Annotated in this window: 24 protein-coding genes, 1 rRNA gene and 1 riboswitch; of the genes, 2 read left to right on the top strand and 23 right to left on the bottom strand. The window is 47.9% G+C overall.

Annotation, left to right across the window (positions count from 1 at the left end; translation table 11 throughout):
* Positions 1-10: 10 nt before the first annotated feature.
* From NLX74_RS18430 to NLX74_RS18340, 19 genes are all read right to left on the bottom strand, one after another.
* Positions 11-796 (bottom strand): SDR family NAD(P)-dependent oxidoreductase, encoded by a 786-nt coding sequence (locus NLX74_RS18430; RefSeq protein ID WP_254327222.1) that lies wholly within the window; start codon positions 794-796, stop codon positions 11-13.
* A complete protein-coding gene (locus tag NLX74_RS18425) occupies positions 793-1,494 on the bottom strand; it encodes an SDR family oxidoreductase (RefSeq protein ID WP_025723270.1) in 702 nt (233 codons plus the stop codon). Before NLX74_RS18425 ends, NLX74_RS18430 begins: the two co-directional genes overlap by 4 nt.
* Before the next feature lie 361 nt (positions 1,495-1,855).
* Complete coding sequence (locus tag NLX74_RS18420) at positions 1,856-2,434, bottom strand: TetR/AcrR family transcriptional regulator (protein ID WP_254329577.1); 579 nt, start codon at positions 2,432-2,434, stop codon at positions 1,856-1,858.
* Positions 2,435-2,845: 411 nt separating this feature from the next.
* Positions 2,846-3,301 carry a DinB family protein gene (locus NLX74_RS18415; protein WP_254329576.1) on the bottom strand — a complete coding sequence of 152 codons (456 nt, stop codon included), beginning with the start codon at positions 3,299-3,301 and terminating at the stop codon, positions 2,846-2,848.
* Positions 3,302-3,517: 216 nt separating this feature from the next.
* Positions 3,518-4,783: a phosphoribosylamine--glycine ligase gene (gene purD / locus NLX74_RS18410; protein ID WP_061832072.1), complete on the bottom strand. Its 1,266-nt coding sequence runs from the start codon at positions 4,781-4,783 to the stop codon at positions 3,518-3,520.
* 71 nt (positions 4,784-4,854) lie between these two features.
* A complete protein-coding gene (gene purH, locus NLX74_RS18405) occupies positions 4,855-6,402 on the bottom strand; it encodes a bifunctional phosphoribosylaminoimidazolecarboxamide formyltransferase/IMP cyclohydrolase (RefSeq protein WP_254329575.1) in 1,548 nt (515 codons plus the stop codon).
* A gap of 130 nt (positions 6,403-6,532) precedes the next feature.
* Positions 6,533-7,147, bottom strand: a complete 615-nt coding sequence (purN, locus tag NLX74_RS18400) for a phosphoribosylglycinamide formyltransferase (protein ID WP_069012413.1) — start codon at positions 7,145-7,147, stop codon at positions 6,533-6,535.
* Positions 7,147-8,187, bottom strand: a complete 1,041-nt coding sequence (gene purM / locus NLX74_RS18395) for a phosphoribosylformylglycinamidine cyclo-ligase (RefSeq protein ID WP_254329574.1) — start codon at positions 8,185-8,187, stop codon at positions 7,147-7,149. The genes purN and purM overlap by 1 nt, the downstream gene beginning before the upstream one ends.
* Positions 8,188-8,634: 447 nt before the next feature.
* Positions 8,635-8,871, bottom strand: coding sequence for a hypothetical protein (locus NLX74_RS18390; protein WP_254329573.1), 237 nt, complete (start codon positions 8,869-8,871; stop codon positions 8,635-8,637).
* Between the two features lie 26 nt (positions 8,872-8,897).
* A complete protein-coding gene (gene purF, locus NLX74_RS18385) occupies positions 8,898-10,379 on the bottom strand; it encodes an amidophosphoribosyltransferase (RefSeq protein ID WP_023987052.1) in 1,482 nt (493 codons plus the stop codon).
* Positions 10,364-12,607 carry a phosphoribosylformylglycinamidine synthase subunit PurL gene (gene purL, locus NLX74_RS18380; protein ID WP_254329572.1) on the bottom strand — a complete coding sequence of 748 codons (2,244 nt, stop codon included), beginning with the start codon at positions 12,605-12,607 and terminating at the stop codon, positions 10,364-10,366. The genes purF and purL overlap by 16 nt, the downstream gene beginning before the upstream one ends.
* Positions 12,585-13,274, bottom strand: coding sequence for a phosphoribosylformylglycinamidine synthase subunit PurQ (gene purQ / locus NLX74_RS18375; protein WP_254329571.1), 690 nt, complete (start codon positions 13,272-13,274; stop codon positions 12,585-12,587). The genes purL and purQ overlap by 23 nt, the downstream gene beginning before the upstream one ends.
* 4 nt (positions 13,275-13,278) lie before the next feature.
* A complete protein-coding gene (purS, locus tag NLX74_RS18370; protein ID WP_013308797.1) occupies positions 13,279-13,524 on the bottom strand; it encodes a phosphoribosylformylglycinamidine synthase subunit PurS in 246 nt (81 codons plus the stop codon).
* Between the two features lie 58 nt (positions 13,525-13,582).
* A complete protein-coding gene (locus tag NLX74_RS18365) occupies positions 13,583-14,464 on the bottom strand; it encodes a phosphoribosylaminoimidazolesuccinocarboxamide synthase (protein WP_025719826.1) in 882 nt (293 codons plus the stop codon).
* Between the two features lie 707 nt (positions 14,465-15,171).
* Positions 15,172-16,470, bottom strand: a complete 1,299-nt coding sequence (gene purB / locus NLX74_RS18360; protein ID WP_254329570.1) for an adenylosuccinate lyase — start codon at positions 16,468-16,470, stop codon at positions 15,172-15,174.
* Positions 16,471-16,472: 2 nt separating this feature from the next.
* Complete coding sequence (gene purK / locus NLX74_RS18355) at positions 16,473-17,648, bottom strand: 5-(carboxyamino)imidazole ribonucleotide synthase (protein WP_254329569.1); 1,176 nt, start codon at positions 17,646-17,648, stop codon at positions 16,473-16,475.
* On the bottom strand, positions 17,645-18,130 hold the full coding sequence (purE, locus tag NLX74_RS18350; RefSeq protein WP_254329568.1) for a 5-(carboxyamino)imidazole ribonucleotide mutase: 486 nt from the start codon (positions 18,128-18,130) through the stop codon (positions 17,645-17,647). Before purE ends, purK begins: the two co-directional genes overlap by 4 nt.
* A 148-nt stretch (positions 18,131-18,278) precedes the next feature.
* A riboswitch (purine riboswitch) is annotated at positions 18,279-18,380 on the bottom strand.
* A 350-nt stretch (positions 18,381-18,730) separates the two neighbouring features.
* Positions 18,731-19,165 (bottom strand): universal stress protein, encoded by a 435-nt coding sequence (locus tag NLX74_RS18345; RefSeq protein WP_061832065.1) that lies wholly within the window; start codon positions 19,163-19,165, stop codon positions 18,731-18,733.
* Between the two features lie 144 nt (positions 19,166-19,309).
* The gene (locus tag NLX74_RS18340) at positions 19,310-19,573 is read right to left on the bottom strand and encodes a DUF1294 domain-containing protein (RefSeq protein ID WP_235307267.1); all 264 of its coding nucleotides are present in this window, start codon (positions 19,571-19,573) and stop codon (positions 19,310-19,312) included.
* Between the two features lie 194 nt (positions 19,574-19,767).
* On the opposite strand from NLX74_RS18340, the gene NLX74_RS18335 reads away from it, so the two are divergent.
* Both NLX74_RS18335 and NLX74_RS18330 read left to right on the top strand, forming a co-directional pair.
* Positions 19,768-19,896: a DUF4023 family protein gene (locus tag NLX74_RS18335; protein ID WP_081112528.1), complete on the top strand. Its 129-nt coding sequence runs from the start codon at positions 19,768-19,770 to the stop codon at positions 19,894-19,896.
* Between the two features lie 351 nt (positions 19,897-20,247).
* Positions 20,248-21,414, top strand: a complete 1,167-nt coding sequence (locus NLX74_RS18330; protein WP_254329567.1) for a type II asparaginase — start codon at positions 20,248-20,250, stop codon at positions 21,412-21,414.
* 182 nt (positions 21,415-21,596) lie between these two features.
* Here NLX74_RS18330 and NLX74_RS18325 read toward each other — a convergent pair whose 3' ends face one another.
* From NLX74_RS18325 to rrf, 4 genes are all read right to left on the bottom strand, one after another.
* Positions 21,597-21,734, bottom strand: a complete 138-nt coding sequence (locus NLX74_RS18325) for a hypothetical protein (RefSeq protein ID WP_254329566.1) — start codon at positions 21,732-21,734, stop codon at positions 21,597-21,599.
* A gap of 109 nt (positions 21,735-21,843) precedes the next feature.
* Positions 21,844-23,979 carry a DNA topoisomerase III gene (locus NLX74_RS18320; RefSeq protein WP_254329565.1) on the bottom strand — a complete coding sequence of 712 codons (2,136 nt, stop codon included), beginning with the start codon at positions 23,977-23,979 and terminating at the stop codon, positions 21,844-21,846.
* A 129-nt stretch (positions 23,980-24,108) separates the two neighbouring features.
* Positions 24,109-25,101, bottom strand: coding sequence for a ketoacyl-ACP synthase III (locus tag NLX74_RS18315; protein WP_235307264.1), 993 nt, complete (start codon positions 25,099-25,101; stop codon positions 24,109-24,111).
* A gap of 216 nt (positions 25,102-25,317) precedes the next feature.
* Positions 25,318-25,394: ribosomal RNA gene (gene rrf / locus NLX74_RS26030) — 5S ribosomal RNA — on the bottom strand; the annotation flags it as partial.

Here is a 25,394-nt window from a genome sequence, read left to right as displayed (position 1 = left end):
TGTCTTTCGATTATCGCTCCACTTTAGCCTGTGCGGATCTGACCGCATTTGTCATGAGCTTGCGAGGCAGCAACCGCGGCAAGAACGCCATGAACTTGTTGCGCCCCCCTGTTATGATTAAAGTCTTGCCCCGCAAGAATTCGCGATATCCTATGTCAGCCACCTGCCCAACCTCCATGACGCCGCTTCTAAACAGCTTTGAGGTGGCTAGCCCAGCACGATCGACAAAGCCAGTCGCTGTCGCTCCCGGACAGAGTGCGGACACAGTCACGCCTGTGCCCCGCAGCTCATTTTCCAAAGCCTCAGTGAACGATAGTACGTACGCTTTTGTCGCATAGTAAACTGCCATCAGTGGTCCAGGAAAAAAAGCCACCAACGAAGCCACATTTAGCACGCCCCCTTGCTGCCTTTTGACCATATCCGGTAAGAACACCTTAGTCATTACAGTCAGAGCCTTGATATTAATGTCGATCATATTCATCTCTTGCTCCAACTGTGTCTCCAAGAATTCCCCGTACAAGCCGAAGCCCGCATTATTAACAAGAAAGTCGACGGTGATCCCTTTTTCTTTAAGCTCCCTGTAGATTTCCTCTGCCACGCCAGGTAATGCAACATCTTTGGCGATGTATGTCGTTTGGACACGGTACTTTTTCCGATATTCCCTCGCGAGATCCACGAGCTTGTCCTCGCTGCGTGCGACCAGCACCAAATCGTATCCGTCTTTGGCGAAACGATCCGCCAGCTCTTTTCCAATTCCGCCCGACGCTCCGGTAATTAGTACAGTTTTGCTCATCATTTAAGCTGTGGGTAAATAGCAGCTACACCGCCAGCGAGAGCACGCTGGAGTTGACGGCTCGGTTCATCAGCAAGAATTTCAAAGCTATCGGACTCTATTCCATCAATTGCAATTTTTGCAATATCAGCAGGGTTGGACTTCGGAGCTTCAACGCCTGACGTCATGTCTGTATCCATAAAGCCCACATGCAAGCCAGCTACTCTCACATTTTGAGGATACAGATTTAAGCGTAACTCGTTCGTCATTGCCCACGCAGCCGCCTTTGCAGCCGAATAAGCGCCTTCACTCCCGCCACTACTGAACCATGATAATGCGGAAAGGATATTCAGTATGGATCCCCCACCATTATTAATAAGAATAGGTGCGAAATTGCGAATCATGGATAATGTGCCAAAGAAGTGCGTATTAAATTCCAACTGTATTTGATCGAGATCACCGTCAAGCAAAGTAGCTCCTGTAGCCGAGCCTGCATTGTTGATCAGAAGCGTAACATCTTGAGCGGCCATAGCAGCTGCCGCTACCTCTTGAGGGTTCGTAATATCAAGCTTTACAGGAATTGCACCGGGAATGTCAATGGACTGCGGATTTCTTGCTCCGGCATACACCTTAGCCCCTCTGGATAGAAGTTCAAGGGCAAGATGGCGACCAAAACCTCGGTTCGCGCCAGTGACAAATGCAACTTGTTGAGAAATATTCATTTTCATGTGCTCCTTTTATTGTATTTTGTTTATGAAATTGTTTTCTTGAAGCTATTTGGTCTGCGTTTTGATACGTAGTAATTACGGTAAGCGAGTTTTACTCGATACTTGTTTTCTAACGAGAACGGTCACTCTCAAAATCGTTAAAAAAAATGCTGAGTGCCTTACTCTGTTGTTTTTATGTGTTGTGTTGTTTGTTGTTTTAACTGCGCTGATAAACTTCATTGTAAACTATGCTTTAGAGCTTCTTTCGGCGTTTTTAGAATGTTCATTCTAAAATAGGCGTAAGATAACTCGATCGCAAAGAGCATGGATTAGCAGAAGGGACACTTCACATCTGAACTGACTACCACAATTACCCTTATTCTTCCAGGAACTTCATCGAAATATGAGTAATACGGTGAAGCTTTTCTCTGGAAGCCGAGGTTCTTGCCATTACCCTTAACCCAATCCATACATTATGCAGGTATTCCGCCAATTCCTCAGCATTGTATGTGGAGGTGAATTCACCGTCACGTTGTCCCCAAAGAATAATCTCCCTGAGCAATTGCTCTGCTGTCGTGAATGCTTTCGTGGACTTGTTGTCCACCTCGACGTCACGCGCCGCCAATTCTACGGCCGAATTCACCATTAAGCAGCCGGCTGGCGAGTCCTCATCCCCGTCGATCATGAAGCTAAAAATAAACTGTAATGCCTCCGATGCGGTCTTGGATCGTTTAACCCCTCCTGCAAGTGCGGCGATGATTTTGTCGTCAAACCAATCCATCGCTTTCAGGAACAGACTATGCTTATCTCCAAAAGTATCATACAAACTTCTTCGATGAATACCCATATGCTCAACCAACTCGGTCATGGACGTTTTCTCGTATCCCTGCTCCCAAAAGAGCCGCATCGCCTTATCCAAGACTTCTTTCTCTTCAAACTCCTTGCTTCTCGCCATTCCAATCTCCCTCCCTCAATTAATATAACATATTGAGAACGATCAGTAAAGAATCGTTATGCTCTTTTTGAATGACATAATATTTCCATCGAGTTGGTTATCCTACAATTCTACATATTGTAACTCCCCTGCCCGTTAGCTTAAACAAGTACCGGCAGTCTAATGTAGTGCTTATGAAAAGTAAATAAGCCCATAACCGTATTTGGAAGCAAATTAATTTTCCAATTTATAAGGGTATGGGCTCTCTTTGATCCTAAATAAGGCAGTGTAGGTTCTTATCACTTATAAAACACCATCGTCTGCTAATATACATTAGCTTGTTGCTCTTATATGGTAAAAGCAATTTGTTGAGCTATCGTACCCGTCGTTCATGCCAATCCCATTCCGAGTAAAGGTGATTATTAGGCTCTGTTAGAGCCTCGCGAACGTGATGTAATCGACTTGGGTAGGCTCTGCCGATTCGATCCGAAGCGACCGGTTGATCTGTCCCCGGTGATATTGACCATGTAAGAGGACCTGCGACAGGATGTCCCGGACGGACGTTCGGAACGGAACCCCGCTCTGGTTCGCATAGTCGATCATCTCGTCCAACTCGGATTCCTCGAGCCCTTCGATATAGACGCGATATTGTTCGGCGTTTTCTTCGAATATCGTCCGAATCGCCGTCAGGTCTTCTGCTTCCTCCCACAACGAATATTGCGCGCTACCCTTGCCCTGCAATCGGGACAGCCAGACTCGTTCCGCGACCGCGACGTGCCGAACCAGCTTCAGAAGTTCCTTGTTCTTCGTCTCACTCTCCTCGAGCGCGTCCAAGATGCGTCCGTCCGCCCAGTACAGGTGGTCCATCATGCACTTGATCGTCTTCATTTCGGTTTCCCCCTCTTCATCTCATCAATTACTTGAACCTACTATTAACCGTTAGTTTAATCATTTGAATGAACTAAAACAACCTTTTTTGGGTGAATTCCTTGTTGCTGTAAACCAAGCACTAAGAAAACGCTTTATTTTCTCAGTCTACAACTTTATTTCCTTTGAACAAAAAGAGAACCTCCACAGAGGTTCTCTTTATCCTTTATATCGCTGCTACAGCAATGCTTTTGCCGCAATGTCCGTACGGTTTTGTTTACCTTCAAAGGTAATACGATCCGCCTGTTCGTAAGCTTTGTTCCGTGCCCCGGCAATATCACGTCCCAAGCCGACCACACCTAATACACGTCCGCCGTTCGTTACCCACTCACCCTGTTCGTTGATGCCCGTTCCAGCATGGAACACGATAGCTTCGTCTACCTGTTCCAATCCGTGGATAGGTACACCTTTGGCGTAAGCTCCAGGATAACCTCCAGATGCCAGCACCACACATACCGCCGCTTCATCCTTCCACTCGATCTCCACCTGATCCAGCGTGCCATTTACAGCAGCAAGAAAAATATCGAGCAGATCGGATTTTAAACGAGGCAGAACCACTTGAGTTTCCGGATCACCGAAACGTGCATTAAACTCAATGGTCTTTGGCTTGCCATCCGGCGAAATCATCAATCCGGCAAATAATACACCTCGGAATGGACGCCCTTCAGCAACCATGGCCTTGGCCGTCGGCTTGATGATCGTCTCAATTGCTTCCTCAATAATAGAATTGGCTATGTGAGGCAACGGAGAATACGTACCCATGCCACCTGTATTCGGCCCTTTGTCACCATCAAAAATGGGCTTGTGGTCTTGGGCCGCGGCCATCGGACGAACCGTTTCGCCGTCGACAAAGGAGAGAATCGACATTTCCTGACCAGCCAGAAACTCCTCGATCACGACCTGTGCCCCGGCTTCACCAAACACCTTGGTCACCATAATGTCAGAGAGAGCCTTTTCCGCTTCCTCCATTGAGTAAGCGACCGTTACCCCTTTGCCTGCCGCGAGTCCGTCTGCCTTAATGACAACCGGAATCGGTTGTTCCTTCAAGTATGCATGTGCTTCCTCGTAAGTATAAAACTTGCGATAGGTTGCTGTCGGAATATGATATTTATGGAGCAAATCCTTCATGAAGATTTTGCTGCCTTCAATTTCCGCTGCATTTTTACGCGGTCCGAATACTGGAATGCCTTTCGCTTCAAAAGCATCCACAATACCATCTGCCAGCGGATCATCGGGACCAACCACGACAAGTCCTACCTTTTTGGATTCCGCCAGTTCTGTCAGCGCGTCAAAGTCACTCACCGGAATCGGCACGCACTCCGCTAACTGTCCGATACCAGCATTGCCTGGTGCGCAATAGATTTGCCCGGCCTTGGGGCTTTTCTTCAGCGCCCACACAATTGCATGTTCGCGGCCGCCCCCTCCGATAACCAAAATATCCATTCAGGTGTTTCCTCCCGCTCCCATTAAGATTGTTCAGGTGAAAATGCTGCTGCATCCTCAACTCATACAAGTTAGTGCTTGAAATGACGTACGCCTGTAAAGACCATGGCAATGCCGTATTCGTTTGCAACCTTGATGGACTCTTCGTCTTTGATGGAGCCGCCCGGCTGAATAACTGCTGTGATGCCTGCTTTAGCTGCCAACTCCAACGTATCGCCCATCGGAAAAAATGCATCGGATGCCAGTACGGCACCTTTTGCTTTGTCACCGGCCTGCTCGATAGCAATCTTGGCCGCGCCGACACGGTTCATTTGTCCTGCGCCTACGCCAATGGTCATATTATCTGCCGCCAGTACGATGGCGTTGGATTTCACATGCTTAACCACTTTCCAGCTAAACAAAAGCTGTCTCAGTTCTTCCTCGGATGGTGCCCGCTCCGTTACAACTGTAAGTGCATCTGAGTCTACAGCGTGAATGTCATTTTGCTGAACTACCATACCACCTTCAATGGAAGTCACGACGAAACGGCTCTCTGCCTGTTCAGACCGGGAAAGCTCACCCAGATCAAGCAAACGAATATTTTTCTTTTTCGTTAAAGTCTCCAATGCTTCTTTCGTAAAGCCCGGTGCCAGTACAATTTCCAAAAAGATCTCACTCAGCTTATTCGCTGTATCACCATCAATAATCCGGTTAGCCGCTACGATGCCACCGAAAATCGAGGTTGGATCAGCTGCATACGCCTTGCTGTACGCTTCATAAATACTTCCGCCAATCCCCACACCACAAGGATTCATATGCTTAACTGCTACTACGGTAGGTTCGCTGAATTCTTTGACGATTTGCAAAGCGGCATTAGCATCATTGATGTTATTGTAAGACAGCTCTTTGCCGTGAAGTTGTTTCGCTGTTGTCAGCGTACCCTTTGCCGCCAATGGCTCACGGTAAAATGCCGCCTGCTGATGTGGATTTTCGCCATAACGCAAATCCTGAATTTTTTCATAGGTTACAGTGTAACGCTCAGGCAACGGCTCACCTGTCACATTCGACAAATAATCGGATATCAAAGCGTCGTATGACGCCGTATGACGGAAAACTTTTGCGGCCAAACGCTTACGGGTATTCAGTTCCGTATCGCCATCCTTACGAATTTCCTCCAACACTGTGCTATAGTCATCAGCATCGACTACCACACTGACAAAAGCATGATTTTTTGCCGCAGAACGAAGCATCGTTGGACCGCCGATGTCGATATTTTCAATCGCGTCCTCATAAGTTACACCGGGTTTGGCGATCGTTTCCGCAAAAGGATACAGATTCACAACGACCAGATCAATATAACCCAATCCAAGTTCTTTCATCTGACGCTGATGCTCTTCATTATCCCGAACAGCCAGCAAGCCGCTGTGTACCGCAGGGTGGAGTGTTTTTACACGTCCATCCATAATTTCAGGAAAACCCGTTATCTCTGAAATGCCGATGACGGGAATGCCCTTCTTCGACAACAAGCTGCTCGTTCCCCCTGTCGAAACGATCTCCACACCCAATTTGGACAACTCGCGGCAAAATTCCACGATCCCCCGCTTATCCGATACGCTGACGAGCGCTCTTTTAATACTCACCCTGTCTCCTCCTTTAGCTCTTTCAGAATTTTGCAAAATTCTCTTTTATCATTTTATTTCCCGAGAAATATCGGAAAATGCCTGTACAGCATCCTTGATATGACAATGATATGACAAATTACAATCATTCTTAGAGAAGTGAAATCACTTTGCGACCATTTAATTGGATTTTACCTTGGGCCAATTTGCCAACTACCTCTGGATATAGCTGGCGTTCCACGGATTGAATGGCTGCGGATAAGGATTCCGCTGTATCATGGTCGTCAACTTCCACGACACGCTGGGCAATAATGGCTCCCGTGTCCATGCCCCCGTCCACAAAATGAACGGTAACGCCACTTACCTTGACCCCATAGGTCAATGCCTGTCCAACAGCATCTTTCCCTGGAAATGCCGGAAGTAGTGACGGATGAATATTAATAATTTTTCCTGCGTAGGCATCGACCATGACGCTGGATAGCAAACGCATGTAGCCAGCTAACACGATGAGATCAATCGATTTCTGCTCCAGTAAAGCCACCAATTCACGCTCATAGTCTTCTCGAGAAGGATATTCCTTGGGTCGAAAAGTATGGCACGCAATTCCAGCTTTCTGGGCTCTAGCTACGGCAGGAGCCGCAGGCTTGTCACAGATGAGCAATTCTACCGAGGCGCCACCCAGTTCTCCTCGCGCAGCCGCATCCACCAATGACTGAAAATTCGTCCCTTCGCCTGATGCAAAAACAGCAATCCGGTACTCGTTCATTACACCTCTGCTCCCGTAAAGGTCACGATAGAACTGCCTTCCGTTACTTTTCCGATCACATATGCGGCTTCGCCCTGTTCCTTCAGAACTTCCAGTGCAGTCTGTGCATGCTCTTCGCCTACAACGATTATCATCCCAATACCCATATTAAAGGTTGTGAACATGTCTTTGTTGGAGATTACGCCTTTTTCCTGCATGAGCTGGAAGATTGGCAAAATCGGCCAAGTGCCGTATTCTATATCCACATTGACGTGATCCGGTAACACTCTAGGGATATTTTCAATAAAACCGCCACCTGTGATATGCGCCATGCCTTTTACTTTTACCTTGTCCAGCAATGCCAAAACAGATTTCACGTAAATTTTCGTCGGCTCCAGCAGTACATCGCCCAGTTTGCCGTTCAAGCCTTCGATTTCATCATGCAAATCATAACCCTGCTGTTCCAATAACAGCTTGCGCACCAGTGAGAAGCCGTTACTGTGAACTCCACTGGAGGCCAGACCGATCACTGTGTCTCCGGGAGCAATGGAGCTACCGTTGATAATTTTGCTTTTATCTACAATCCCTACCGTGAATCCGGCAATATCATATTCACCCTCGCTATACATCCCTGGCATTTCTGCGGTTTCACCGCCGACCAGCGCACAGCCCGATTGATGGCATCCCTCTGCGATTCCAGCGACTATAGCTTCAATTTTCTCGGGCACAACCTTGTCACAAGCGAGGTAATCCAGAAAAAAAAGTGGCTCCGCTCCCCCGACGACAATGTCGTTTACACACATCGCAACCGCGTCAATACCAATGGTGTCATGACGATCCATTGCGAAAGCAAGCTTCAGCTTCGTGCCGACACCATCGGTACCGGAAACGAGTACAGGCTCCTCGTACTTATCCTTATTCAGGCCGAACAATGCACCGAATCCGCCCAAGTCCGTCAGCACTTCGGGACGGAAGGTACGTTTAACGTGCTTTTTCATCCGTTCTACTGCTTCATTACCGGCAGCGATATCTACCCCTGCGTTTTTGTATGCTTCGGACATTCATGAACACTCCTTCAAATGATTGACCCTCCTAAGTCCTCCCTAATAGGGAGGATTCCATTGGGCTGCTCCCCCTGGACCCCTCAAGAATCGGTCAGATGTGTAGGGTTGGGTGCTACTTGGTGGGTTGGTTCGTGCTGTGAGTCGCGTGTTGTCCTTTGTGAATTGCGGGTCATTCCCGCAATTCACAAGGACACGCTTTAGTGCGTGGCCGCCTTGAATAGAGGCGGCGGGGCACGTCCCGGACTGTTTGCTTCGCAAAGGCGGGGACGTGCCGGGCAAAGAAGTGAACGGCGCCAACGGGCGGCTTACTTCTTTGACCCTTGAGGCAGGCGCTTTACCCTGCCTGCTGCCTGAGCCTCGCTTCGCTGGCTCACGGGCGGTCCCACAGGCCGCCAGTTAAAAACTCATGGCATGAAATAGTTATGCCATGAGTTTTTAACGACCTTACCTATCCTCTTCCCGGTGGGAACCAAAGAGGTACAGGCACTGCTGCAAAATGCTGCACATCTGAGGAACGGAGCGGGTGGAAGGATTCTGGAGAAGCGAAGCGTTCGCCTTTGCCGCTGGATTCCAACCCTCTAAGGGGTTATTCCAATCCAGGAATCCAGGGCAACAGCGATCGGAAGAACCTTCCACACGCGGAGTGGCTCCCTCAGAACCACCCTCACCTACAACATGCACCGACTGTACCTCTTTTGTTCCCTATACTAACAACTACATCCGAACTTTTCTTCACCTTTGAAATCTACTTGAGTCGGGTAATCATTATCGAAACAGGCTAGGCACAAGCCGCCTTTGTAATCCTGTTCGTTATATCCACCTACAGCGGCAATCAAACCCTCGGCGCTCATAAAGTAAAGCGAATCGGCGTTAATTTCCTCACGAATTTCCTCGACGGTTTTAGATGAAGCAATCAGCTCCCGGCGATCCGGTGTGTCGATGCCATAGAAGCACGGGTTTTTGAAAGGCGGCGAGGTAATACGTACATGTACCTCCAGTGCCCCTGCATCCCGCAGCATATTCACGATTCGGCGGGATGTAGTGCCCCGGACAATAGAATCGTCGATCATAATGACTCGTTTACCTTCAACAACACGTCGTACAGCGCTCAGCTTCATTTTCACACCCTGCTCGCGTAGCTCCTGACTCGGCTGAATGAAGGTACGTCCAGTGTATTTATTTTTAATCATACCCAGCTCATAAGGAATACCTGTCTGTTCAGCATAACCAATCGCAGCCGAAATACTGGAATCCGGCACTCCTGTCACCAGATCCGCATCGACAAAAGCTTCCAGCGCCATCTGGCTACCCATTCTCTTGCGCGCAGCATGAAGATTGGAACCATTCAAATCACTGTCAGGACGGGCAAAATAAATATATTCCATCGCGCACAGTGCTTTACGATGCTTGCCTTCACTGTAACGGTCTTCGTGCAGACCATTTTTGTCCAACACCAACAGTTCACCCGGCTCGATATCGCGCAACAGCTCTGCCCCAATCGTTTCCAAAGCACAGGTTTCAGAAGCAAACAAATATGCATCACCTAATCTGCCCATCGTCAACGGACGCAAGCCATTGGGATCAGAGGCGACCAGCAATTTATCGTTGGTCATAATCAGAAAGGCAAATCCGCCGACAATACGCTTCAATGCATCTTTCGCGGCCTCCACTAAATCCTTGGATGATCGTGCGATCAAATGCGCCACTACTTCTGTATCGCTGGTCGTTTGAAAAATAGACCCGCCCTGCTCCAGCTCATGCCGGATTTGCAAAGCATTCACAATATTCCCGTTCGTAGCTACTGCTAGATCGCCATCACGATACTTGAACACCAAAGGCTGTGCATTCGTTAGCTTACTGTCTCCACTTGTCGAGTAGCGCACATGTCCTATGGCAATATCGCCTGTCAGCGAAGCCATCAAATCTTTATTGAATACTTCTTTTACAAGCCCCATTCCACGATGATAATGGAACTCGTCGCCACTGCTCACACAGATGCCTGCACTTTCCTCCCCGCGATGCTGGAGTGCATGCAATCCGTAATATGCTAGGGAAGCGGCATCGGAGTGCCTATACACTCCAAACACGCCGCATTCCTCTTTTAATTTATCAAACAGCCCCTCTTTACCAGAGCCTTCATTATAATAATCTCCAGTCCACAACGTCCGTGCTGTTATTTCATCAGACATGGAATGACATCCTCCCAGATTTGCTTCAAACTGGCGACTGCCTCGTTCAAAGCAGGTTGTCCGTTCACCTCAACTGTCAATTGTGATCCTTCAACTTTTCCTAATACAGTAACTGGCACTTCCAAACTACGCAGATGTGCTTCAAGAGCAGACGCTTTATCCGGCGATGCAGATAACAAAATACGGGATTGGCTTTCGCTAAACAAAGCATGGTCAGGACGCAAAGTCGTTTCTACGTTGACCTGTGCTCCCAATCCGCTGCTAATCCCAGATTCCGCAAGCGCTACAGCCAATCCGCCCTCTGCCAAATCATGCGCAGATTGTACCAATCCGCCCTGAATCGCTCCCAGTACCGCAGTCAGCAGTTTTTTCTCTACGTTCAAATCCAGCTCAGGCGGGCGTCCCTCGGATACACCGTGTACGACAGCTTGGAACTCACTGCCTCCCAGCTCAGCCTTCGTTTCCCCTACCAGAAAAATCACATCGCCTTCGGCTTTGAAGCCTTGTGTCGTAATATGATCTGTATCATGTACCAGACCTACCATACCGACAACAGGCGTCGGATAGATGGAGCCTTTAGCATTTTCATTGTACAAGCTGACATTGCCCCCGATGACAGGTGTATCCAGTACACGGCAAGCTTCTGCCATACCGTCCACGGCTTTTTCCATTTGCCAGAAAATGTCCGGCTTTTCAGGGTTACCGAAGTTCAGGTTATCCGTAATTGCCAACGGCTCGCCGCCGGAGCATACAATGTTACGCGCTGCTTCGCTGACTGCAATCCGTCCGCCTACCTCTGGATCAAGGTATACATAACGTCCGTTACAATCTGTCGTCATGGCGAGTCCCTTACGAGTTCCGCGCACAGTCACAACAGCTGCATCCGATCCCGGACGAACGGCTGTACTCGTGCGTACCATGTAGTCATACTGCTCGTATACCCATTTCTTACTGGCTACACTTGGTGATGACAGCACCTTTTTCAACGCACCGTTCAAATCGGTCACTTCTGCATAACGAAGTGTGTCAATAGCAGCATTTTGCTCATAATAAGCAGGGACTTCGGAAGGCTTGTCATAAATCGGACACTCGTCAACCAGCGCCGTCACTGGCATGTCTCCGACCACTTCATTGTGATGGAACAAACGCAAACGACCGTCATCCGTCACTTTACCGACCTTTGCACAAATAACACCCCAGCGCTCGAAAATTTCCAGTGCCTGTGCTTCATCCTTAGGCTCTACTACGAACAGCATCCGTTCTTGTGATTCGGACAGCATCATTTCATAAGGTGTCATGCCCTCTTCACGCTGCGGTACCTGATCCAGATACAGCTCCAGACCGTTGCCAGCCTTACTCGCCATCTCCGCACTGGAGCAGGTAAGTCCTGCGGCACCCATATCTTGAATACCCAGCACAATACCACTGTCGATCAGTTCCAGACATGATTCCATAACCAGCTTCTCCATAAAAGGATCGCCTACTTGAACCGCAGTCCGGTTCGCTTCAGATTCTTCTGTCAGCTCAACCGATGCGAATGTCGCTCCATGAATCCCATCACGACCTGTCGGCGGGCCCACATAGAACACTGGGTTACCGACCCCTTTAGCCACACCACGCTGGATTTTATCATGATCAATCAGTCCGACACACATTGCATTGACGAGCGGATTGCCTTCGTAGCTTTCATCAAATACAACCTCGCCACCTACAGTCGGAATACCGATACAGTTCCCGTACCCCGCAATACCGGATACCACATGCTCAAACAAATATTTCACACGGTCGCTCTCCAACTTGCCAAAACGCAGAGAGTTCAACACCGCAACTGGTCTTGCACCCATGGAGAAAATATCACGGATGATACCGCCTACCCCAGTCGCTGCCCCTTGAAAAGGCTCCACAGCGGATGGATGGTTATGACTTTCAATCTTAAATACAACCGCTTGGTTGTCACCGATATCTACAATGCCTGCACCCTCGCCGGGTCCCATCAGAACTCGTGGACCGCTTGTTGGAAAACGACGCAGCAACGGCTTGGAGTTTTTGTAAGCACAATGCTCTGACCACATGACACTGAACACGCCTATCTCCGTATAATTGGGCTGACGTCCCATGAATTCACAGATCAACGCATATTCACTGTCCGATACACCCATCTGCTGATACAGTTTATGTTCGGCAACCTGCTCTGCCGTCGGTTCCTTAGCGGACACTTGCTGCGCCATGTCGATCCCTCCAAGCGTTCAAAATAGATGTAAACATACGTTTGCCATCATCCGTCCCGAGCAATGCGTCCACCGCGCGTTCCGGGTGGGGCATCATACCCAGCACATTACCTTGCTCATTACAAATCCCTGCAATATCCGTCACGGAACCATTAGGATTATCTTTATATTTAAATACAATCTGATTGTTCGCCTGCAAACGAGCCAGCGTCTCATCATCACAGTAATAGTTGCCTTCACCGTGGGCGATCGGAACAATGATCTCTTCACCAGCAGCATAGTCTCTTGTAAAAGGTGTTTGGTTATTCGCAACCTGCAACACCGTATCCCGGCATAGGAATTTCATCGACAGATTACGGCGTAAAGCGCCTGGCAACAACCCGGCTTCGGTCAGAATTTGAAATCCGTTGCAAATCCCTAAAATATATTTGCCCTCGGCAGCCGCTTTGGCAACTTCCTTCATCACCGGAGCAAACCGGGAAATCGCGCCGCAACGCAGGTAATCCCCGTAGGAGAAGCCTCCTGGAACAAGAATACAATCATAAGGCGACAGATCCGTCGCAGTATGCCAAACATAATCGACAGGTTCACCGACCGTGTCCTCTACCGCCTTATAGCAGTCAATATCACAGTTGGAGCCCGGAAAAACCAGAACTGCAAATTTCATGGAATCAGCCCTCCAGTTCGTAGCGGTAGTCTTCAATGACCGTGTTGGCCAACAGCTTTTCGCACATCTCAATGATGCGCTTTTCAGCACTCTCGCGGTCTGTTGTATCCAGATTCAATTCCATATACTTACCAATTCTGACGCTGTCCACTTCTCCGAAACCCATAGAATGTAGTGCGCCTTGCACCGCAACCCCCTGCGGGTCCAAAACGCTTTGCTTAATCGTGACATAGACTGTTGCTTTCATCATGTTCCTTCAGTTCCTCCTCCGAATGAGTGAATCCTATTGGTTGAATTATGATTACTATTTACTGTGCCGTCAGACGCCGCCAAATATCCGTATATCTTGCAGTTGTTTCTTCTACGACCTCAGCAGGCAATGGATCGGGCTTGCTATTCTTGTCCCAACCGGATGATGCCAAATAGCTTCGTACCGGCTCCTTGTCCATGCTGTCAATCTCAACATCCAGCTCATACTTTTCCTGCGCCCAAAAACGGGATGAATCTGGAGTGAAAATTTCGTCAATCAAAATCACCTTACCGTTAACAAGACCAAACTCAAACTTGCAATCGGCTAAAATAATCCCCCGCTTCTCGCAGAAAGCACGTGCAAATTCGTACAACGCCAAGCTCTTTTCCTCAAGCTCACCTGTGAGTTCAACCCCGACCAGTTCTTTCATTTGGTGAAGGGAAATGTCCTCGTCGTGTCCAACATCATTTTTTGCAGCTGGTGTAAATAATGGCTTGGGAAAGCGCTCGTTTTTACGCAGCCCCTCTGGCAATGGAATGCCGTTCACCTCACCGTTCTGCTCATACTGACGCCAGCCGCCTCCGGTAATATATCCGCGCACCACACACTCAATGTCGATGCGTTCAGCCTTCAGCGTGACCATGATCCGGTCCTTCAGCAACTCTTTATTCTGTTCGTCGATCACATGCCCGAGCTTGTTCACATCAGTGTGCACGACATGGTTTTCCAACAAGTCTTTCGTCTGCTCAAACCAGAAAGCGCTGAGCTTATTCAGCACATTCCCCTTTTCGGGCACGGGTGGCTCTAACACATAATCAAAAGCCGAAATTCGGTCTGTCACCACAATCAGAAAATGCTCTCCGAGATCATACAGTTCACGCACCTTGCCTTTATACAAGAGCGGCGCATGGATCAGGCCTTCGGCAGTAGACAATGACATTTCATTACACCTCTTCCAAAAGAGTATTCCCCTCCTAAATCCTCCCCTCGGGGAGGACCCCCAGGGCTGCTGCCCTCGGGACTCCCGCAAGGGTTGGCTTGGTGAGCGGGATGGGGGCGTTTATTATGTGGCTAGAGTGGTGTGAGCGCGTTTTGCTGGATGAAGGCTTGTTCGCACAAGTTTTCATCCAGCAACGCTTTTACGTTGGTACAAAACAACGTTTTTACGCACATGTCGCCGCAATACCATTCGGCCCGTGGCCGTAGCACGGCATGCCGTGCAGCGAGCATTCTGGCTTCGCCCTGTTGTGCGCATGTGCTACGCTGCGCACGGATACGGTGGCTCAAGGCTTCGCTTCTTGAGCCTGCGCGTTCTCGGGAGGGCAGCGGGCTGTTTGCTGCGCAAATTCGGCAGCCCTCCCGAGAACGTGGCCTGCGATAGAAAGCAGTGGAACACTCTTTTCCATCGCCTTTGGGAAGGTGCGGCATCTTATGTGCCGCACCTTCCCTAGTTCTGCTCCCACATGAGGGTTGGTGCTGGGTGCAGCGGAGCGGACGGAATCGTTCTGGAGAAGCGTCAGCGCTTGCCTTTGCCTCTGGATTCCAACCAATTATCTGGTCTTATACAATCACAGGAATCCAGGGGCAACAGCAATCGGAAGAATGATCCGTTGGCGCAGCGGCCTCACCACGCAGCAACCTTCCCTCCTACTCCCCTAATCCCAGCTTTTTGAAGATCGTATCCACGTTCTTCAGATGCCAGGCTGGGTTGAACGCATCCTCGATTTCGTCTGCGCTGAGCACGGCAGTAATTTCCGGGGTCGCCTCGACGATTTCGCGGAACTGGCGTTGTTCTTCCCATGCCTGCATAGCACGCGGCTGCACGGTATCGTAGGCTTTTTCACGACTAAAGCCTTTGTCGATCAGCTTCGTCATAATACGGCCGGAGAATGGTACACCATACGTACGTGCCATATTGCGCTTCATATTTTCAGGGAAGACCGTCAGATTTTTTACGATATTGCCAAAACGGTTCAGCATGTAGTTCAACAGCATTGTTGCATCCGGCAGGATAATACGTTCCACAGAAGAATGCGAGATGTCGCGTTCATGCCACAGGGTTACGTTCTCATACGCAGATACCATATGCCCACGAATCACACGCGCCAGACCGGAGATGTTTTCACTGCCGATCGGATTGCGTTTATGCGGCATCGCGGAAGAACCTTTTTGACCTTTGGCAAAAGCTTCTTCCACCTCACGGAACTCACTCTTTTGCAGAGCACGAACTTCTGTAGCAAATTTGTCCAGCGATGTGGCGATCAACGCTAATATTGCCATGTATTCGGCATGACGGTCGCGCTGAAGCGTCTGTGTAGAAATGGGTGCAGGCTTGGTGCCCAGCTTGCGGCATACAAATTCTTCTACAGCCGGGTCAATGTTGGCATATGTCCCAACTGCACCGGACATTTTACCGTATTGTACTTGGTCAGCCGCAAAACGAAAGCGTTCCAGATTGCGCTTCATTTCCTCGTACCACAATCCCATCTTCAGTCCGAATGTGGTCGGCTCGGCATGCACTCCATGTGTACGTCCCATCATCGGTGTATGCTTGTAAGCCAATGCCTTTTCCTTCAAAATTTCAATAAAATTCAAGATATCGCGCTCCAGGATTTCATTCGCCTGCTTTAACAGGTAGCCCAGTGCCGTATCAACTACATCTGTGGAGGTCAAGCCATAATGTACCCATTTGCGCTCGTCTCCAAGACTTTCGGATACCGTGCGGGTAAAAGCAATGACATCATGTCTTGTCTCCTGCTCAATTTCATAGATCCGTTCAATATCAAAACTTGCATTCTTACGCAGAGCCACAGTATCCTCTTTTGGAATAACCCCTAATTCCGCCCAAGCTTCACAGGCACACAGCTCTACTTCCAGCCACGCTTTAAATTTATTTTCTTCCGTCCAAATCGCTCTCATTTCCGGTCTGCTATAGCGTTCGATCATGACTATTTATTCCCCCAAATATTGGTTTGTTCAATCCATTCCAGCGCTTGTTCCGCATCCTGGCACAATAGATTAATATGTCCCATCTTTCGGCCTGGCTTGGCTTCACTTTTTCCATACAAATGCAGCTTGGGTACAACATCCAATCTTTCAGCTTCAACATCCGATTGCGCAAACCGCCGAACCACATCCTCCAAATGCTCACCTAGCACATTGACCATCACAACGGAAGTCAGCAGCTTCGTGCTGCCCAAGGGTAAACCGCAAATCGCACGTATGTGCTGCTCGAATTGCGACGTCGCGCACCCCTCCATCGTGTAATGACCAGAGTTATGCGGTCGTGGTGCTAACTCATTAACGTACAATTGTCCGTCTTCGGTGACAAACATCTCCACAGCGAGCAGTCCCACCGCACCCAGCGACTCTGCCACAGCCAGCGCCAACTTGCGTGCTTCCTCCTGGACAGGCTCTGGCACACGTGCAGGCACAATTGACGTGTGCAAAATATTGTTCACGTGAATGTTTTCGGCAGGTGGAAAGGCTTTGGCTTCACCGTTCGTGCTGCGAGCTACAATCACCGAGATTTCGCAGCGAAAACGAATGAACTGTTCCAATACCAGTTCCGCACCGCCTCCTGCCAGTTGTTCGTAGGCAGCCGTGGCTTGCTCCGGTTGGCGAATGACCACTTGTCCCTTGCCATCATAACCACCGACTGCTGTCTTAAGCACACACGGTACACCCAGTTCAGCTACCGCTTGCACCATATCCGCAGAACTACTGATTTCACGATACGGAGCGACAGGGACACCAGCAGCTTCAATAGAACGCTTTTCTCTCAGACGATGCTGTGTTGTGTACAAAAGACTACTACCTTGCGGTACGCTGGATTCCTGTTCCAAAAGCGCAGCCACACCTGCGTCCACATTTTCAAACTCATACGTGATCACATCGCACCGCTCAGCCAGCTCTCTGGCCGCATGCTCATCATCATAGGCAGCGCGGATTTGTTCTGACACCTGTCCACAAGGGCTATCCGGTGCAGGGTCCAGTGTCACAAAGTGATATCCTAGATTGGTTCCGGCCAGTACAAGCATTCTTCCTAATTGCCCGCCTCCTAAAAGTCCAATCGTTGTACCAGGAGGTCGGATACGGCCTGCGGGTTCACTTGCCCCATTCATAGCGAGTCACTGCCTTCCAGCACCTCATCACGAATACGGTCGCGTCTCGCCAAAACCCGCTGGCTTATCATTTCGTCAAAAGCGCCTAATATTTGTGCTGCCAGCAGTCCTGCATTTGTAGCGCCTGCCTTACCAATTGCCACAGTGGCAACCGGAATACCACCCGGCATCTGCACAATGGAGAGCAGGGAGTCCAGACCGTTCAGAGCCTTCGACTGAACAGGCACACCAATGACCGGCAATGCTGTCTTCGCAGCCACCATTCCTGGCAGATGCGCAGCCCCACCCGCTCCAGCAATAATGACCTTTAGTCCACGCCCAGCGGCCTCTTCTGCAAAACGAAACATTAAATCCGGTGTACGATGGGCTGAAACTACTTTTTTCTCATATCCGATTTCAAGCTCGTCCAGCACAGCACATGCATGCTGCATGGTGTCCCAGTCTGATGTGCTGCCCATAATGACAGCGACCTGCACTGACATGTCCTTCACTCCCTGTTTATCAATAAGCGCCAAAAATCCGGCACTCGAAAATAACGTTATTTTCAAGACACCGGACTACGAAAAAACAAACGACAGAGCCTCTTAAAGGCATGCCAAAAGCAAGCCTCTTCCACCGCATCCAATGCGGCTTCAGCCGTATGTCTCCCGTAGTCCGGAAATTTAAGGTTTCCAGGTAGAAACTTCCGGGCCATATCCCCGGCATTATACGAGTTAGCATTGTGCCTATTCCATCCCAATCGATATTCTTTACAAGTATGATCGTGGTTTGTTTCGGCTCAAACATGTGTACCTTATTAAATTGTACCTTAAGTTCATTTTTTATCGATAATACACTTCCTAGTTTAACAATTCCCTACACCTTATGTCAACTTGAAAACGAACATTAGAATAATCATACAATAGAATGTTCGTGTTTAGTGAAATCAGTACCCTTATATACCTACAGGTCAGGACTATTGTATTATATTTAGCTATCGCTCCCCTCCCCTGATAACAGCGACCGCAACGCATCCCACTGAAAAAAAATAAAAGTCGGCACTCCCTATACAGGCAGTAAACCGACTTTTACTTTTTATTTAGTTATTTTACGACCAGCACAGGAATACGCGCATGCTGCACCACATTGTGACTTACGCTACCCAATACAAATTCACGGATACCACCTAAACCTCGGCTGCCGATCACAATCGCATCGAAGCCATTCTCATTGGCATAATCCAAAATGACTTCGGCTGGAGAACCTTGAATCAGTTCCACCTTGGCATCTACACCCTGCTCAGCAAGTCGTTTTTTAACTTCATCCGTAGTTTGTTCGGCCAAATCGTAATATTCTTTATTTATTGAAGCCGGAATTGGAGCCAAACCTTCGCCCATAAAGATCCGAGGAAAATCGAATGCCGTTACCACCTCAAGCTTCGAGGACGGTGATGCCTTGACCAATTCAGCCGCCTTTAACAAAGCCTTGTTGGATGCATCCGAACCGTCATAAGCAAGCAATACTTTTGAAAATATCATAATATGCACCTCTTCCTCATTCAGTTTATTGATTCAAAGCCTGAAATATGTATTCCTGTGGTTGTTCATTCCATGTCACCGGATGGCTGAAATAGTCTTCTCACTCATCATTAAACTTCCCTATGAGAACCTAAACCCCCAGCCTTACCGTAAAAAATAACCAAACAGCAATGCGTTCATGAATAGCAACGCAGGAATACCTAGTCTGAAGCTCATATGCCGTGTTTTATGGCGTTTACGGTACATGGCAATTAGAACGCCTAACGCTCCCCCGATCAGGGCCAGGAAAAACAACGTCCGTTCAGGTACACGATCACGATGTTTACGTGCTCTCTTTTTATCCTCCGACATTACCAGATAGCCTACTGCATTGATAAACAGCAGCCATACCAACAAGCCTGTCTGCAATGTCTCTCCTCCTTTTGCACACCGTACCAAGTTCAGGTATTAGGCCTTATATAGCGCTCTCCCCCTCATTATAACCCCACCCCTTTTACAGAAACAACGCCTCTTCTGACTTGGATAGCGCTTTTGCGGAAATAGTAAGGTGGCATAAGGGCAATCCCCGAGTGCATCTATTTCGTCTTAAAGGAGGAACTGCGATGGAAAGCACCCATGAATACGTTGAAAAGCTGCGAGAAAATGCAAAAAAGGCAGAACGCAACCGTAAACGAGGAAAAGGAACTCCCAGCGCCAGCTTGCCGACAAAACAGCATTCCAACAATCCTTGATCAACGAATCTGCATTAAGCTGTATAGCCGCGTTATTAACCTAAAGTATTAACTTAACCCTGCAGCCTTTTATGCGAATTGATTACAGGGTAAACTCTATTGTTTAGCTTCCACAATAACAGCAAGCAGACTCCTTATGAGATATCTGCTTGTTGTTTTGTTTTGCACATGTCTTTTTTGAAATCGATTACATTTATAATAAATAAGTTCTAAAGTCATATTTCCTAACATAGGTGTTGACTAAAAGTAATTTTACACCCTATAATTCGTGATATTAACGTAATTCGACAAAATATTTGTCAGTTAATCTATCATTTATATTTGAGGTTTAAGATTGGAGAGGAGCTTTATATGACTAACATGAAAAAAATGACGATGATTCCCCTGTTGGCTAGCTTTATTCTCGGTAGTACCTTATGGAGTGGTGGATTTACCGCCAACGCTGCGGTTGCGGCAGCAGCTACCAACAGCACAACTGCACCTGCTTCTACCACTACTACGTCGGACAAATCCGAAAATCCTCAAACCAATCATTTACCCAATATTAAAATACTTGCCACAGGAGGGACCATTGCAGGATCATCTTCCGTCAATACGGATACAACCGGCTACAAAGCAGGCGCGTTGGGTGTAGAAACTCTGATCAATGCCGTTCCTGAGATGAAAAGTATTGCAAATGTCAGTGGTGAGCAAGTTGTTAATGTAGGTAGTCCCGACGTTAATAATGAGATCCTCTTAAAACTTGCCAAACGCACCAATGAACTGCTTGCCAGAGACGATATAGATGGCGTTGTCATTACACATGGTACAGATACATTAGAAGAAACAGCTTATTTCCTCAATCTTGTTATCAAAAGCGATAAGCCAGTAGTTGTCGTTGGCTCTATGCGTCCAGCTACTGCCATCAGTGCTGATGGTCCCTTCAACCTTTATAATGCAGTGAAAGTCGCCGGGGCTTCGGCCTCTAAAGGTCAGGGTGTACTCGTCCTGTTGAACGACCGTATCGGTGCAGCAAGATACATCACCAAAACGAACACAACAGCAGTCGATACGTTCAAGTCTGTGGAGCAGGGGTACCTTGGAGCTGTTGTGGGCGATCAAGTGTACTACTACAACAAATCCACACACAAGCATACGACTTCTTCTGTATTCGACATCTCTAACCTGACTCAACTACCACAAGTAGATATTTTATACGAATATCAAAACAATGGTCGCTATCTGTATGATGCAGCCGTAGCAGCTGGTGCCAAGGGAATTGTCGTAGCTGGTTCCGGTAATGGCTCCTTGTCCAAGACCTCCTCAGAAGGCGCAGAGGCCGCAGGTAAAAAAGGAGTGATCATTGCCCGCTCCAGCCGCGTGGGAAGTGGAGTGGTGTCCCCGTCAACAAAAGACGCGGCATCGAACTTTGTATCGACCGATTCGCTTAATCCGCAAAAAGCACGGATTTTGCTCATGCTTGCTTTGACCCAAACACACGATGTTAACCAAATTCAATCCTTTTTTAATGAATACTAAAAGTAGTTATCCCAATTCAAATAAATCAACATTCTATTATGAAAAAGAAGCAGCGATTACGGTTGACCACCGTAACTGCTGCTTCTTTTTTTTGCGAGACAGGTCTAGCATTAGTAACTACTTCATCTGACGTCCAATCGTCTTGGTTCTATACAATAATTCGTTGTCCCTCCCACGCAGCATCAAGACTGCTGTTTGGGAATCCCATTCAAGCTTGGAGGATATTTCGCTTGCTTCTCTGGATGAGCAGCAATTTCCTCCTCCAGTATGCTTGATTTATTTTGCTGATTATTGATTTTAAGCGGTTTATGTTTGGACATAAATACTCACCTCCTCGGCTTACCATGCCAAGGAGTGATCGTTTTTATACCGACGTATACCTGCTGATTATGTTGACTGTAGCATTTTTGGTCATCCGTTATTTGCCTGCTATTTGCCCTGCTTTTGTTCCATCGCTGCTTTAAGCAAATCACCCAAACTGGAGCCAAAAGATTCCTGTTTTTCAAATTGTCTTACTAGCTTTTGCTGTTCCCGTTTGTTTACCCGTTGCTTGTCCTTATCCAACGTCTCGGTAATGCCACAGGGCAGGCATCTTACATACAATCCTGCTTTGCCCTCTTTCATTTCCATTTTCTTATGACACTGCGGGCAACGTCGATTGGACAAACGTTTTTCCCCTGAACGACGGTAACCGCAATCCGCACTTGGACATACAAGGAACTTGCCTTTCTTACCCTTCTTCTCCAATAGCTTTGTACCACAATCTGGACAATGACTATTCGTCACATTATGGGGCTTGTACTCCGCATTGCTATTTTTCACAGTGGAAACCAGCTCTTTCGCCATAGCACGAATAGAATTCAAAAACGGTTCCGGTTGTCCTTGACCACGAGCAATCCGTTCTAGCTCCGCTTCCCAACGTGCCGTCAATTCGGGCGTTCGAAGCTGTGGAGCCGCCAGTTCAATCAGTTGCTTACCTTTCCCGGTTGGATGCATCACGTTCCCCTGACGCTCAATCGTATCCGAGCTGACAAGCTTCTCAATCAGATCGGCACGGGTAGCAGGAGTACCCAGTCCATGTTTTTCCATCTGAGCGAGCAGGGCAGCTTCTGTATAACGCTTCGGCGGCATTGTTCGCCCAGGTCGTACAAGACAACGCTGTAACCGGACAGAATCTCCTTTTTGCAGCTCAGGTAAAATAACGCCTCGTCCATTGTTTTCCCGATCCTCTGCTTCTTCATCATCCATATCATAATGGTTCGCGTCATATACAGCACGCCATCCGCTATCTTTTACCGTTGTACCTTTTACCTGAAACGTCTCCTGCTCCACCGTTACTGATACGGCTACAGCATCATAACGTGCAGGTGGATAGAATAGACTGATAAAACGTCGTGCAATCAGATCATACAGCTTACGTTCCTCAGGGCTCAACTGATTAAGCAATAATGTCTGCTCAGTAGGAATAATCGCATGATGATCCGTGACTTTACTGTCATCCACAATTCGCTTTGTGATTGGTAGGTTGTTACGCAATAGCGGACGTGCCAAGGAAGCATACGGACCTACTGCTACACTACTGAGCCTTTCCTTAAGTGTATCCACCATATCGGATGTCAGATAACGGCTGTCTGTACGTGGATAGGTCACCAGCTTATGCTGCTCATACAGACGCTGAAGCAGATTAGAAGTCTGTTTAGCCGAAAAGCCATAGCGCTGGTTAGCATCTCTTTGCAGCTCCGTTAAATCATACGCCAGCGGGTGAGGCTCGTTCTTTTCGCTCTTTTTAACACTGGCAACTGTGCCTTTGGCCCCCTCAAGTCTTCGGCGCAAAGCCTCTGCTTGAGTGCGGTCAAACATGCGTGAATCCCCGCTTTCTGCCCGCCAAGTTGCCTGAAAATCGCCAAAATCCGCCGTCAGAGTATCATATTCCTGAGAACGGAATTCGGTAATTTCCTTCTCACGTTCCATAATCATCCCCAGCGTTGGTGTCTGCACTCTTCCAGCCGAAAGTTGGGCGTTATAACGACAAGTCAACGCGCGAGTTACATTGAGACCAATCATCCAGTCTGCTTCAGCTCTACAGCGAGCCGATTCATATAAACGATCAAACTGCTGACCAGGCAATAGCTTTGCGAAACCTGCTTTAATCGCCTTGTCCGTCTGCGAGGAGATCCATAAGCGCCGGAAGGGCTTTTTCCAGTTTGCCATTTGGATGATCCAGCGTGCCAACAATTCTCCTTCGCGGGCAGCATCTGTTGCCACGATAAGCTCTCCAATGTCCTGCCGCTTCATGAGCTGCTGCACAGCTTTGAACTGATGATTACTTTCGCGCAGCACCTTTAACTTTGAACTCTTCGGAAGAATAGGTAGGTCCTCCAAATTCCAGGTCGCATACTTAGAATCGTAATCCTCTGGCTCTGCTAAGCCAACCAAATGTCCCAGTGCCCACGTCACCACGTACTGGGGTCCTTCTATATAACTTTTATGCTTCTCGCGGCTACCCATCACACGTGCAATCTCTCTGGCCACGGACGGTTTTTCTGCCAATACCAATACCTTCATGTTACGCTCCTTTCTCTCATAGTGTTAATTATAGCATCCTGCCAACTTACGATAAATTCTAATGCCAACGGCTCTTATTAACATGATCGTACATACTAGTGCTATTGCTTCTACATGGGTTAGGATAACTTACAAATCAGGCACACTCCATTTTAATAGCAGACCCGCATAGGTGAGGCCTCCCCCAAATCCATATAACAACACATGTTGTCCATACCGTAAACGTCCATCATCCAAACCACACTGCAAAGCCAACGGGATGGATGCCGCCGATGTATTACCATACAATTCTACGCTTGTCAGCGTTTTTTCCAAAGGTACTGTACTTCTTTCACATATGGACTCGATCATTCTCAAATTAGCGCTATGAGGTACAAACCAATCAAGATCCGCCTTCTTCATATTTGCCTTATCCAATAATCGTTCGATTCCCGTTGGAACAGAGCGAACAGCCCATTTATAAACCTCTCGTCCATTTTGAGCAATAAATCCATGGTCTTGCAGCTTCTCTCCATCCAAATGATCAGATAATCCCACACGGTAAAGATGTGCTCCCCCTTGCCCATAGGTACCTATATCTGAAGTTAAAAATGATCCTTCATCCTCGTCATATTCTACAAGTGCAACCCCTGCACCATCTCCAAAAAGTATGCACGTCGTCCGATCCGTATAATCTGTAATTTTGGACAACGTTTCGGCTCCCACTACCAGCACCTTACGATGCAGACCACTCGTAATAAGGCCATTTGCCAAATGAAGTCCATAGGAAAAACCTGCACATGCTGCACTAACATCTATTGATCCTGTGTTTGGAATATCAAAATGAGCCTGAATACGTGAAGCCGTGCTTGGAAAGTAGTAATCAGGTGTACTCGTCGCTACAATGATCATCTCAACATCGTTTATATTTACGTCATACAGGTTAATCATACGAGTAATAGCTTGTATACATAAATCCGATACATATTGATCTTCAGCCGCAATGCGTCTTTCATGCATACCCGTTCTCTGTACAATCCACTCGTTACTCGTATCCACAAGCTTCTCCAAGTCAGCGTTCGTCAAAATCCGTTCAGGTACATAAGTGCCAAAGGCCGTAAGCTTAGCTTTTGAATTCAACAATCTGATCACTCTCCTTTGTAATCCTTATTCACATTATAACACCAGATACTAATACCTGGTACTAAATTATTTTAAAACCGTCTTCTTATTTATTAGTTAATATCCACTTATCCAGTTGAACTTATAACAAACTCACTTTAAATAAAATCCCACTGTCTTTTAACGCAAAAAAAAGAGACCAAGATCTTCAGAAGATCATGGTCTCTCTTGCTTGTTGCTTGGCGACGTCCTACTCTCCCAGGACCCTGCGGTCCAAGTACCATCGGCGCTGGAGGGCTTAACGGTCGTGTTCG

It is taken from the genome of Paenibacillus sp. MZ03-122A, from assembly GCF_024213325.1.
GTDB classification, from domain to species: domain Bacteria; phylum Bacillota; class Bacilli; order Paenibacillales; family Paenibacillaceae; genus Paenibacillus; species Paenibacillus polymyxa_B.
Note: the sequence above shows the minus strand (reverse complement) of the source record. Positions and strands in the feature narration are given on the sequence as shown.

Bases quoted from the DNA above. Each gene is read 5' to 3' on its own strand.
- NLX74_RS18430 (WP_254327222.1), bottom strand. From the start codon at position 796: ATGATGAGCAAAACTGTACTAATTACCGGAGCGTCGGGCGGAATTGGA.
- NLX74_RS18425 (WP_025723270.1), bottom strand. From the start codon at position 1,494: ATGAATATTTCTCAACAAGTTGCATTTGTCACTGGCGCGAACCGAGGT.
- NLX74_RS18420 (WP_254329577.1), bottom strand. From the start codon at position 2,434: ATGGCGAGAAGCAAGGAGTTTGAAGAGAAAGAAGTCTTGGATAAGGCG.
- NLX74_RS18415 (WP_254329576.1), bottom strand. From the start codon at position 3,301: ATGAAGACGATCAAGTGCATGATGGACCACCTGTACTGGGCGGACGGA.
- purD (WP_061832072.1), bottom strand. From the start codon at position 4,783: ATGGATATTTTGGTTATCGGAGGGGGCGGCCGCGAACATGCAATTGTG.
- purN (WP_069012413.1), bottom strand. From the start codon at position 7,147: ATGAACGAGTACCGGATTGCTGTTTTTGCATCAGGCGAAGGGACGAAT.
- purM (WP_254329574.1), bottom strand. From the start codon at position 8,187: ATGTCCGAAGCATACAAAAACGCAGGGGTAGATATCGCTGCCGGTAAT.
- purF (WP_023987052.1), bottom strand. From the start codon at position 10,379: ATGTCTGATGAAATAACAGCACGGACGTTGTGGACTGGAGATTATTAT.
- purL (WP_254329572.1), bottom strand. From the start codon at position 12,607: ATGGCGCAGCAAGTGTCCGCTAAGGAACCGACGGCAGAGCAGGTTGCC.
- purQ (WP_254329571.1), bottom strand. From the start codon at position 13,274: ATGAAATTTGCAGTTCTGGTTTTTCCGGGCTCCAACTGTGATATTGAC.
- purS (WP_013308797.1), bottom strand. From the start codon at position 13,524: ATGATGAAAGCAACAGTCTATGTCACGATTAAGCAAAGCGTTTTGGAC.
- NLX74_RS18365 (WP_025719826.1), bottom strand. From the start codon at position 14,464: ATGTCATTGTCTACTGCCGAAGGCCTGATCCATGCGCCGCTCTTGTAT.
- purB (WP_254329570.1), bottom strand. From the start codon at position 16,470: ATGATCGAACGCTATAGCAGACCGGAAATGAGAGCGATTTGGACGGAA.
- purK (WP_254329569.1), bottom strand. From the start codon at position 17,648: ATGAATGGGGCAAGTGAACCCGCAGGCCGTATCCGACCTCCTGGTACA.
- purE (WP_254329568.1), bottom strand. From the start codon at position 18,130: ATGTCAGTGCAGGTCGCTGTCATTATGGGCAGCACATCAGACTGGGAC.
- NLX74_RS18345 (WP_061832065.1), bottom strand. From the start codon at position 19,165: ATGATATTTTCAAAAGTATTGCTTGCTTATGACGGTTCGGATGCATCC.
- NLX74_RS18335 (WP_081112528.1), top strand. From the start codon at position 19,768: ATGGAAAGCACCCATGAATACGTTGAAAAGCTGCGAGAAAATGCAAAA.
- NLX74_RS18330 (WP_254329567.1), top strand. From the start codon at position 20,248: ATGACTAACATGAAAAAAATGACGATGATTCCCCTGTTGGCTAGCTTT.
- NLX74_RS18325 (WP_254329566.1), bottom strand. From the start codon at position 21,734: ATGTCCAAACATAAACCGCTTAAAATCAATAATCAGCAAAATAAATCA.
- NLX74_RS18320 (WP_254329565.1), bottom strand. From the start codon at position 23,979: ATGAAGGTATTGGTATTGGCAGAAAAACCGTCCGTGGCCAGAGAGATT.